We start from the raw sequence: 8,728 nt of genomic DNA, 5'->3' as shown, positions 1-8,728 counted from the left end.
AAGTCAAAACTTATTTTTGAATTTTATAAATTTATTTCAACTGTTAAATGCCTCCTTTTAAAAAGAAAGAGAGATTATTTTTATAAATTGTTCCATGGTACTCTTTTAGAATTTTTTCAATTGATTCCTCATCACCACTTTGAGCTAAAACAATATCTTTTTTTTCGATCATAGCTTTCTCCCCCAATTTTCTAAAAAATTAATAAAAACACCAAATTTCACTAAAAAAGTAAAACAATAGTACGATATTATAATATCAAAAAAAGTGAAAGTAATCTATATTTCAAATTTTCTTTCTTTGAATCACTATTTGATGTATCCTATTTAAATTTATTTTTTATTAAAAAAGGAAATGTAGAGAAATAACATAATAAACATTTTAGAGATTGTTTTAAAATGTGGAGGTGTTTTATGCTGAGTGGAGTTAGTAAAAAAGCAACAGATTTAGACTTTGCAATTCAAAGTTTAAAGGAGGAGTTACAAGCAGTAGATGACTATAATCAAAGAGCTGAAATGGCCGAAGATCCAGAGTTAAAAGAGATTTTGATTCATAATAGAAATGAAGAGATGGAACATGCTGTTATGATAATTGAATGGATGAGAAGAAATGAGTTTGAATTTGGAAAAGAGTTGGAAGACTATATATTTAGACAAGGTAAAATAGTAGGGATAGAAGCTCAGCTTATGGGAAGAGATGGAGCTGCGGTAAAAGAGGATACAAAAAAAGAAACGACTAATACTAAATCATTAAATATAGGATCGTTAAAAAAATAAAGGGGGTACCTAGAATGGATTTCTTAAAAAAAGAGTTAGCGCCAATAAGTGCAAATGTATGGAAAGATATTGAAGATAGAGCAAGAGAGGTTTTAACTACTCAGCTTTCAGCTAGAAGATTTGTGAAAGTGACTGGACCAGTTGGTGTAGGAAATGGAGGACTTAATACAGGTAGATTAGCTCTTCATAAAAAAGATGATCTAGCTTATGGAGTTTATAAAGTTCAACCTTTTGTTGAAAATAGAATAACTTTTACATTGAATAGATGGGAGTTAGATAATTTTGATAGAGGAGCTAAGGATATAGATTATACAAATTTAGATGAAGCTTTGAAAAAGGCTGCTAAATTTGAAGAGGAAGCTGTTTACCTAGGACTAGATGAGGCTTGTATAGTTGGATTATTAAAAGATGAAAGCAAGTTAGTTGATTTTGGAAAAACAGAGGAAGAAACAATTAAGAATCTGATGTATGGAGTTTCAAAGCTAAGAAATACAGGATTTGCAAAAGGACCTTATGCATTAGTAGTGGGACTTGAGAAATATATCTATTTAAATATGGTAAATCTGAATAATCCTTTAGTAAAAAGATTGGAAAAAATCTTAGGAATGCCAGTAATAGTTTCAAATAATATAACTGGAGCATTACTACTTCCTTATGATGATGAAAATATTGAGCTTGTTTTAGCTGAAGATTTCTCTTTAGGATATCAAGGGCATACAAATAAAGAGGTAGAGTTATTTGTAACTGAAACATTTACTTTCAGAATTATAGATGATACTAAAGTTGTAGGATATAAATAAAATTTAAATAATTAATTGAGGTGATTTTATGAGATCACCTCTTTTTTTATCTCTTTATCTTGCAAAATTAAATTTGAAGAAAACAAAAAAGCAGAGTTAATCAACCCTGCTTTATATGTTAAATTGCTTTTTACCAGATATTAAATCTGTATCCAACAGATAGAGTAACTCTCTCATAATCATTATCGAATTTCTCTTGAACATCACCATTAACTTTAGTTTTAGCATAGTTAGCTCCATAAAGAATATCTACGTTGAATGCTTGATATTCCCATCCGATACCAGCTGCCCAGTATAGACCATCGTCAACTTTAGTTCCGTGGCTTCCAGTAGGTGTTTTATAATCTTTAGAATCGAAGTTAAATGAATAACCTACGTTAGCTTTTAAATAAGGAGTAACAGCCCAATCCCAATAGTTGATATCATATCTACCAGTTAAATAAACAGGAACTGAACTATATTCTGCACCAGAATATCCCTCAGAAGTTTTTCTATCCATATGTTGTTGATAAGCAACTCCAAGTCCTAAATCAATATAATCCCAAGATTTATAAGCTTCTAAAGCAACTTCTCCACCAAAACCTTTAGTTTTGTTAGATAGATTGTATCTATCTTTTAAAACATTGTTATTGTTATTATCTTTATCCAATGAGAAGTTACCATATTCTCCCCAGAAATCCCATCCAGCTCTTAAATTAATGAATCCCCAAGGATCTGCAGCAACAGGAACAACAACCTCTTCAAGAATCACAGGTTCATTAACAACCTCTTTAGAGCTAGTAACTGGCTCTCTTACTACTTCTTTTGAACTAGTAACTGGTCTAACAACCTCTTTTGCTTGAACAACCGCTGTTAAAGCGAATAAAGAACATGCTAAAAGTGCTAATTTTTTCATAAAATAAACCTCCTCGTTTAATTAAATGTACTTAATTTGTTTTTAGGTAAATAATTTTTATTGCTATGATTGATATATACTACCTAAGTTTAAGAATTCTTTTTTTTCTTTTAATAATTTTGTAATAGAAAATAAGTTATGATATAATTTTGACTAGAAAGTATAAGAGTTAAATAGGAAGTGAGTTATGGAAAATTATAAAGAAATTATAGAAATAAAAGTTGAGGAGAAAGATAAAACAAAAAGACTAGATTCGTTTTTAAGTGAATTTTTTGAAGAGTCAACAAGAAGTTATATTCAGAAGTTAATAGATAATAACAATGTAAGTATTGATAATAAAGATAAGATTAAAAGTGGTTATAAATTAAAAGGCAAAGAGAATATAGTTGTAAGAATTCCAGAGGATGAAGTTCTAGAAGTTTTACCAGAAGATTTACCTATAGATATAGTTTATCAAGATAAGGATATGGTTATTATAAATAAAGACCCTGGAGTGATAGTTCATCCTGCTCAAGGGTTTTATACAGGAACTTTAGTGAATGCAGTGCTTTATCATATAAAAGATCTGTCTACTATAAATGGGGTAATTAGACCAGGTATAGTTCATAGATTAGATAAAGATACAAGCGGATTAATAATTATAGCAAAAAATGATGTGGCTCATGTTAAGCTAACAGATATGTTTAAAGATAAAACCATAGAGAAAAGATACGTTTGTATATGTAAAGGTAATTTTAAAAATCAAAGTGGTAGAATCGAAACTTTAATAGGTAGAGATTCTAGAGATAGAAAAAAAATGGCTGTCGTTTTAGAAAATGGGAAAATAGCTATAACTAATTATGAGGTTATTGATAGTGTAGATGGGTTCTCTTTGGTGGATGTTGGAATAGAAACAGGAAGAACTCACCAAATTAGAGTTCATATGAAGAGTTTAAATCATCCTATTTTAGGGGATGAGACATATGGAAGCTCTTCTGATTTTGCTAAACGTCAAATGCTACATTCTTACTATTTAAACTTTACTCATCCGATAACTGGAGAAAATATTACAGTTTTAGGTGAGCTAAAAGATGATTTTAAAAATGTCGCTAAGAGGTTAAAGTTAGATTTAACAAAGATTGTGAGAATGAATAAATAATAAAGGAAAAAATAAAAAAAATAAGTAGAAACTATGGGTAATGGAGAAAAATATGGAAAATAAAAATATAATGTACCTTTTTGATATTGAAAATGGTGATGTTGTAGGTGTTGATGAAGCTGGAAGAGGACCGTTGGCAGGACCTGTAGTTGCAGCAGTTGCAAAAATAAAAAAATATGATGAAAGATTAGATAAAATAAATGATTCTAAAAAGCTGACAGAAAAAATGAGAGATTCACTATATGATGTTATCTTAGAGAATTTTGAAGTTGGAGTAGGTATAGCAGATGTAGATGAGATAGATAGTTTAAATATTTTAAATGCGACATTTTTAGCTATGAGAAGAGCTATATCAAATTTAAATTCAGATGTAAAATTTCAAAAAGTTTTAGTGGATGGGAACCATAAAATAAGAGAGTATAATGGAGAACAAATTCCAGTTATAAAAGGAGACTCAAAAAGTTTATCGATAGCTGCAGCATCAATAATAGCTAAAGTTACAAGAGATAGAATGTTGATTCAAATTTCGGAGAAGTATCCAGAGTATAAGTTTGAAAAACATAAGGGTTATGGAACAGTTGTTCATAGAAATGCTATATTAGAAAATGGTCCAATAGAAGGAGTTCATAGAAAAAGTTTCTTAAAGAAAATTTTAGGAGAGTAGGTTATGGATAAACGAAACAAGGGTAAGTTATATGAAAGTAAGGCCAAAGAGTATTTAGAGAGTCTAGGAGTTAATATTGTAATGATGAATTATGAAGGATCTTTTGGTGAGGTAGATATTATTGGGTATGATGGAACTACTCTTGTTTTTTTTGAGGTAAAATATAGAAAAAATGATTTGTTTGGGTTTCCTCAAGAAGCTATAGATAAAAGAAAGATTAAAAAGATTTATATTACAGCAAAAGAATTTATAAAAAAGAATAGATTAGATAGCGAAAAAATACGATTTGATGCTATAATTTTTTTAAAAGATGAAGTAGAGTGGCTCAAGAATATTTTTTGGGGTGATGAACTTGGAATATAGATGTTTAAAGTGTGGAAGTGACAGATATATTGTTAAAACAGCTGTGATACCAGAAAAAAATCCGGGATTGAAAATAGAAATCGGAACATACTATATAAAAACTTGTGTAGAGTGCGGATATACAGAGTTTTATTCGGCAAAAATAGTTGATAAAGAGTTTGCAAAAAATAAAAAGGTAAAAAAGTATGCTAAAGCTACTCCTTAGAAAGTTATTCTTCGATAATAGATGTTCTTTATGTGAAGGATATTTATCAAATGAAGGGTATCTTTGTTCTAAATGTTTTACAAAGTTAGAAAAAATGAGTGAGCTAAAGCAGCGAGGAAAATTATATTATCTATACTATTATACAGATGTAAAAAAAATAATTTTTGATTTTAAATTTAAGAATAGAAAAAATATAGCAGAAACACTTCATGTTTTTATAAAAAAATCGATAGAGAAGATTGTTGAAAAAGAGAAAGTGGATGCTATAATATCCATTCCGATAAGTAGAAATAGATTTTTAGAAAGAGGATACAATCAAGTAGATGAACTTTTAGAAAAATCAGGAATTCGTTTTATAAAAATAAAAAGAATTAAAGATACTAAATATATGTATAAAATTAAAAGTAGTGTTGAAAGAGAAAAAAATATGAAAAATGCTTTTCAACTTGTAGGAGACTATTCAAATAAAACAATTTTAATAGTCGATGATATAGTTACTACGGGTGCAACATTGAAAGAACTCCAAAGAGAGCTAGAGGAGGAATATAAGGTGAAAAAAGTTGTATTTTTTACTTTAGCAGCTGTTAGAGAGTGTTTTAAATAATTAATTAAGGATGGGTGGAAATGGATATTTTTATAAATGGTGAAAAGGTAAGTTTAGGGATAAGGACGACAAAGTTATTGAGTGTTTTAGAAAAGTTAGAAGCTAAAGTTATAAAACATGGAGAAGTAATTGTGGAGTTGAAATTAGATGGAGAAAAAGTAGATGGTAGATCATTACCTTTAAATAAAAAAATTAAAGTTTTAGAGTTGAAAACACGTTCACATAGAGAGATACTGATAGAATCACTTTACCTTTTAGAAACCTATAGTGATAAATTCTTTGATAATTTTGAAGAGTTAGCTGAAGATGGAGAGGATTTAGGTAAAATAATAGAGATGGTAAGTTTTGTTGAATGGATTTTAGGGATTGTACTTTCTTTAAGAGAAGCAACAGCAATTGATTTACTGTATACAGATTATAATGAGTATGCAGACGAGTTTAAAAAATATGCGGATGAAGTGTTTGACGCCTTTAAAAAAGAGGAGTTTGGAGGGGTAATGGAGATATTAGATGGAGCGATATCACCATTAGTTGATGATTTGTTACTGAATCATAAGGATTATTTAAGAGAAGTGTTAAAAGAGGAAAAAAGAAAGAAAATGCTAAATTAGAGAAAAAAATACTCAAATTAGGATGAAAATATAGACGATATGGTGCGTGTTAAAAAAATAGAAATTATGTTATTATAAACTTAAAATTAATAAAAATTTGGAGGGAGAAAATTATGAGAAAAACTATAATTGCAGGAAACTGGAAAATGAATAAAACTGTAGCGGAAACAAAAGCTACTTTAACTGAATTAAAAGAGTTAGCAAACGGTGTAGAGGGAGTAGAAATCGTAATAGGAGCTCCATTCACAGCTTTAGAATCAGCTGTAAAAACAGTTGAAGGATCAAACGTAGCAATAGCTGCACAAAACATGCATACAAAAGATTCAGGAGCGTACACAGGGGAAATCTCTCCAGTTATGTTAAAAGAGATTGGAGTTAAGTATGTAATCTTAGGACATTCAGAAAGAAGAGAGTACTTCGCAGAGTCAAATGCTTTCATCAATGAAAAAGTAAAAGCAGCTTTAGCTCATGATTTAATACCAATTCTTTGTATCGGAGAAAAATTAGAAGAGAGAGAATCAGGAAAAACAGCTGAAGTAAACGAAAAGCAAGTTAGAGAAGGAATGGCAGGATTAACAGCTGAAGAAGCAGTTAAAGTTGTAGTTGCTTACGAGCCAGTATGGGCTATCGGAACAGGAAAAACAGCTACTCCAGAGATGGCTGAAGAGACTCACAAAGAGATCAGAGATGTTTTAGTAGCTATGTTTGGTGCTGAAGCAGCAGCGGAAATTACAATCCAATATGGAGGATCAATGAACGCTAAAAACGCAGCTGAGTTATTAGCTATGGAAAATATAGATGGAGGATTAGTTGGAGGAGCTTCTTTAGATGCACCAACATTTATCCAAGTTATAAAAGCAGGAGCAAGATAATTAAAAAATAGGAGGCTTAAAAATGGCTAAAAAACCTTTAATGTTAATGGTTCTTGATGGATGGGGATACAATCCACACTCTGAAGAGAAAAATGCTATAGCAGCAGCAAAACCAGAGAATTTTGAAAGATTATTTAATACTTACCCACATACATTAATAAAAGCTTCAGGAGAAGCTGTAGGATTACCAGAAGGACAAATGGGTAACTCAGAAGTAGGGCATTTAAATTTAGGTGCTGGAAGAGTAGTTTATCAACCACTTGTAGAGATTTCAAAAGAGATCAGAGATGGTGAGTTTTACGATAAAGCTAAAGTTGTAGAGGCGTTCAACTATGCTAAAGAAAACGATAAGAGCATTCACTTTATGGGGCTTTTATCTGATGGAGGAGTTCATTCTCATATCAATCACTTATTCGGTTTATTAGAAATGGCTAAGAAAACTGGATTAACTAAAGTTTATATTCATGCATTCATGGATGGAAGAGATACAGCTCCAACATCTGGATTAGAGTTCATGAAATCTTTAGAAGCTAAAATCAAAGAAGTTGGAGTAGGTACAATCGCTTCGATTTCTGGAAGATATCTATCAATGGATAGAGATACAAACTGGGATAGAACAGAAAAAGCTTATGATGCAATCGTAGGAAAATTACCAGTAACAAACAAAACAGCTACAGAAGTTATTGAAGAATCTTACGCTGCAAATATTACTGATGAGTTTATTGCTCCAGTTTTATTAGATGAAGCTGGAATAGTAAATAAAGGTGACGTTATCGTAAACTTCAACTATAGACCAGATAGAGCAAGACAAATAACTAGAGCTTTTGTTGATAAAGAGTTCGTAGGATTCCAAAGAGAAGCTTTAGAGCCTAAATTCTATTGCATGAGACAATACTCAAGCAGTATAGATGCTGAAGTTATCTATGTAGATAAGGATATCGTTAATACATTAGGAGAGGTTGTTTCTGCTAATGGATTAACTCAATTAAGAACAGCTGAAACAGAAAAATATGCTCATGTTACATTCTTCTTCAACGGAGGAAAAGAAGCTGAGTTTACTGGTGAGGAAAGAGTACTTGTAGCATCTCCAAAAGTTGCAACATATGATTTACAACCAGAGATGTCAGCTCCAGAATTAACATCTAAAGTTTTAGAGGCTTTAAACTCTGATAAGTTTGATGTTATCATAATGAACTTTGCTAACCCAGATATGGTTGGACACACAGGTGTATTTGATGCAGCTGTAAAGGCAGTTCAAGCTGTAGATAAGGGAGTAGGAGCTATTGTAAATAAAGTTCTTGAATTAGATGGAACTGTATTGATTACAGCTGACCATGGAAACGCTGAGAAGATGGAAGATCCAACAACTCATGAAGCTTTCACAGCTCACACAACATATGATGTACCATTTATCTATGTTTCTAACAATTTCAAAGGTGAGTTAATCAATGGTAAGCTAGCTGATATAGCTCCAACTATGTTAGAAATTCTAAATGTTGAAAAGCCTGCTGAAATGAACGGGGTTTCTTTAATAAAAAAGTAATTGACAGAGAGAGCAAATAGTGATACTATAATTTAAAAGTTTCGAAAAATTTAATATTTTAGGTAGAGGTTGCAAACAACAAGAGTATTTTAAAAGAGCCAGACAAGGCGTTGAAATTAAAAGAAAGGGAAGTTTGCCGAAATGGAGATTGTGTCAAAAATCTTTGTTGGGAATATAGAGAATATCTATATTACTGTCACTAGAGAACTAGTGTTGTGCTATCCAAAAATTTGTGATATATTTTGCAGATTAGCTACCG

General features: G+C 30.9%; 12 protein-coding genes and 1 riboswitch. Of the genes, 10 read left to right on the top strand and 2 right to left on the bottom strand.

Annotated elements, in window-relative coordinates; all coding sequences use genetic code 11:
• Positions 1 to 43 precede the first annotated feature (43 nt).
• Positions 44 to 172: a helix-turn-helix domain-containing protein gene (locus tag Q0O83_RS10055; RefSeq protein WP_294096711.1), complete on the bottom strand. Its 129-nt coding sequence runs from the start codon at positions 170 to 172 to the stop codon at positions 44 to 46.
• Between the two features lie 239 nt (positions 173 to 411).
• On the opposite strand from Q0O83_RS10055, the gene Q0O83_RS10050 reads away from it, so the two are divergent.
• Both Q0O83_RS10050 and Q0O83_RS10045 read left to right on the top strand, forming a co-directional pair.
• Positions 412 to 774 carry a hypothetical protein gene (locus tag Q0O83_RS10050; protein ID WP_294096710.1) on the top strand — a complete coding sequence of 121 codons (363 nt, stop codon included), beginning with the start codon at positions 412 to 414 and terminating at the stop codon, positions 772 to 774.
• Between the two features lie 14 nt (positions 775 to 788).
• Positions 789 to 1,574 carry a family 1 encapsulin nanocompartment shell protein gene (locus Q0O83_RS10045; RefSeq protein ID WP_294096709.1) on the top strand — a complete coding sequence of 262 codons (786 nt, stop codon included), beginning with the start codon at positions 789 to 791 and terminating at the stop codon, positions 1,572 to 1,574.
• Positions 1,575 to 1,704: 130 nt separating this feature from the next.
• On the opposite strand, the gene Q0O83_RS10040 is transcribed toward Q0O83_RS10045, so the two are convergent.
• Positions 1,705 to 2,469: a hypothetical protein gene (locus Q0O83_RS10040; protein ID WP_294096708.1), complete on the bottom strand. Its 765-nt coding sequence runs from the start codon at positions 2,467 to 2,469 to the stop codon at positions 1,705 to 1,707.
• A 187-nt stretch (positions 2,470 to 2,656) separates the two neighbouring features.
• Between Q0O83_RS10040 and Q0O83_RS10035 the strand changes: the two genes are divergently transcribed.
• The 8 genes from Q0O83_RS10035 to gpmI all read left to right on the top strand — a co-directional run bounded on the left by Q0O83_RS10035 (position 2,657) and on the right by gpmI (position 8,469).
• Positions 2,657 to 3,607 carry an RluA family pseudouridine synthase gene (locus Q0O83_RS10035; RefSeq protein WP_294096707.1) on the top strand — a complete coding sequence of 317 codons (951 nt, stop codon included), beginning with the start codon at positions 2,657 to 2,659 and terminating at the stop codon, positions 3,605 to 3,607.
• Positions 3,608 to 3,647: 40 nt separating this feature from the next.
• Positions 3,648 to 4,271: a ribonuclease HII gene (locus Q0O83_RS10030; RefSeq protein ID WP_294096706.1), complete on the top strand. Its 624-nt coding sequence runs from the start codon at positions 3,648 to 3,650 to the stop codon at positions 4,269 to 4,271.
• A gap of 3 nt (positions 4,272 to 4,274) precedes the next feature.
• Positions 4,275 to 4,634 (top strand): YraN family protein, encoded by a 360-nt coding sequence (locus tag Q0O83_RS10025; RefSeq protein WP_294096705.1) that lies wholly within the window; start codon positions 4,275 to 4,277, stop codon positions 4,632 to 4,634.
• The gene (locus tag Q0O83_RS10020) at positions 4,618 to 4,839 is read left to right on the top strand and encodes a hypothetical protein (protein WP_294096714.1); all 222 of its coding nucleotides are present in this window, start codon (positions 4,618 to 4,620) and stop codon (positions 4,837 to 4,839) included. The genes Q0O83_RS10025 and Q0O83_RS10020 overlap by 17 nt, the downstream gene beginning before the upstream one ends.
• Positions 4,820 to 5,443, top strand: a complete 624-nt coding sequence (locus Q0O83_RS10015) for a ComF family protein (protein ID WP_294096704.1) — start codon at positions 4,820 to 4,822, stop codon at positions 5,441 to 5,443. The genes Q0O83_RS10020 and Q0O83_RS10015 overlap by 20 nt, the downstream gene beginning before the upstream one ends.
• A gap of 20 nt (positions 5,444 to 5,463) precedes the next feature.
• A complete protein-coding gene (locus tag Q0O83_RS10010) occupies positions 5,464 to 6,054 on the top strand; it encodes a hypothetical protein (RefSeq protein WP_294096703.1) in 591 nt (196 codons plus the stop codon).
• A gap of 113 nt (positions 6,055 to 6,167) precedes the next feature.
• Entirely contained in the window at positions 6,168 to 6,926 is a 759-nt protein-coding gene (gene tpiA / locus Q0O83_RS10005; protein ID WP_294096702.1) for a triose-phosphate isomerase, read from the top strand.
• Positions 6,927 to 6,948: 22 nt separating this feature from the next.
• Complete coding sequence (gene gpmI / locus Q0O83_RS10000) at positions 6,949 to 8,469, top strand: 2,3-bisphosphoglycerate-independent phosphoglycerate mutase (RefSeq protein WP_294096701.1); 1,521 nt, start codon at positions 6,949 to 6,951, stop codon at positions 8,467 to 8,469.
• A gap of 55 nt (positions 8,470 to 8,524) precedes the next feature.
• Positions 8,525 to 8,698, top strand: a riboswitch (Lysine riboswitch).
• Positions 8,699 to 8,728 lie beyond the last annotated feature (30 nt).

This window comes from uncultured Cetobacterium sp. (assembly GCF_945952365.1).
Lineage (GTDB): Bacteria > Fusobacteriota > Fusobacteriia > Fusobacteriales > Fusobacteriaceae > Cetobacterium_A.
The sequence above is the reverse complement of the archived record's forward strand: the minus strand, read 5'-3'. Positions and strand labels throughout refer to the sequence as shown.

Bases quoted from the DNA above. Each gene is read 5' to 3' on its own strand.
- Q0O83_RS10040 (WP_294096708.1), bottom strand. From the start codon at position 2,469: ATGAAAAAATTAGCACTTTTAGCATGTTCTTTATTCGCTTTAACAGCG.
- gpmI (WP_294096701.1), top strand. From the start codon at position 6,949: ATGGCTAAAAAACCTTTAATGTTAATGGTTCTTGATGGATGGGGATAC.
- Q0O83_RS10010 (WP_294096703.1), top strand. From the start codon at position 5,464: ATGGATATTTTTATAAATGGTGAAAAGGTAAGTTTAGGGATAAGGACG.
- Q0O83_RS10045 (WP_294096709.1), top strand. From the start codon at position 789: ATGGATTTCTTAAAAAAAGAGTTAGCGCCAATAAGTGCAAATGTATGG.
- tpiA (WP_294096702.1), top strand. From the start codon at position 6,168: ATGAGAAAAACTATAATTGCAGGAAACTGGAAAATGAATAAAACTGTA.
- Q0O83_RS10035 (WP_294096707.1), top strand. From the start codon at position 2,657: ATGGAAAATTATAAAGAAATTATAGAAATAAAAGTTGAGGAGAAAGAT.
- Q0O83_RS10020 (WP_294096714.1), top strand. From the start codon at position 4,618: ATGAACTTGGAATATAGATGTTTAAAGTGTGGAAGTGACAGATATATT.
- Q0O83_RS10055 (WP_294096711.1), bottom strand. From the start codon at position 172: ATGATCGAAAAAAAAGATATTGTTTTAGCTCAAAGTGGTGATGAGGAA.
- Q0O83_RS10030 (WP_294096706.1), top strand. From the start codon at position 3,648: ATGGAGAAAAATATGGAAAATAAAAATATAATGTACCTTTTTGATATT.
- Q0O83_RS10015 (WP_294096704.1), top strand. From the start codon at position 4,820: ATGCTAAAGCTACTCCTTAGAAAGTTATTCTTCGATAATAGATGTTCT.
- Q0O83_RS10050 (WP_294096710.1), top strand. From the start codon at position 412: ATGCTGAGTGGAGTTAGTAAAAAAGCAACAGATTTAGACTTTGCAATT.
- Q0O83_RS10025 (WP_294096705.1), top strand. From the start codon at position 4,275: ATGGATAAACGAAACAAGGGTAAGTTATATGAAAGTAAGGCCAAAGAG.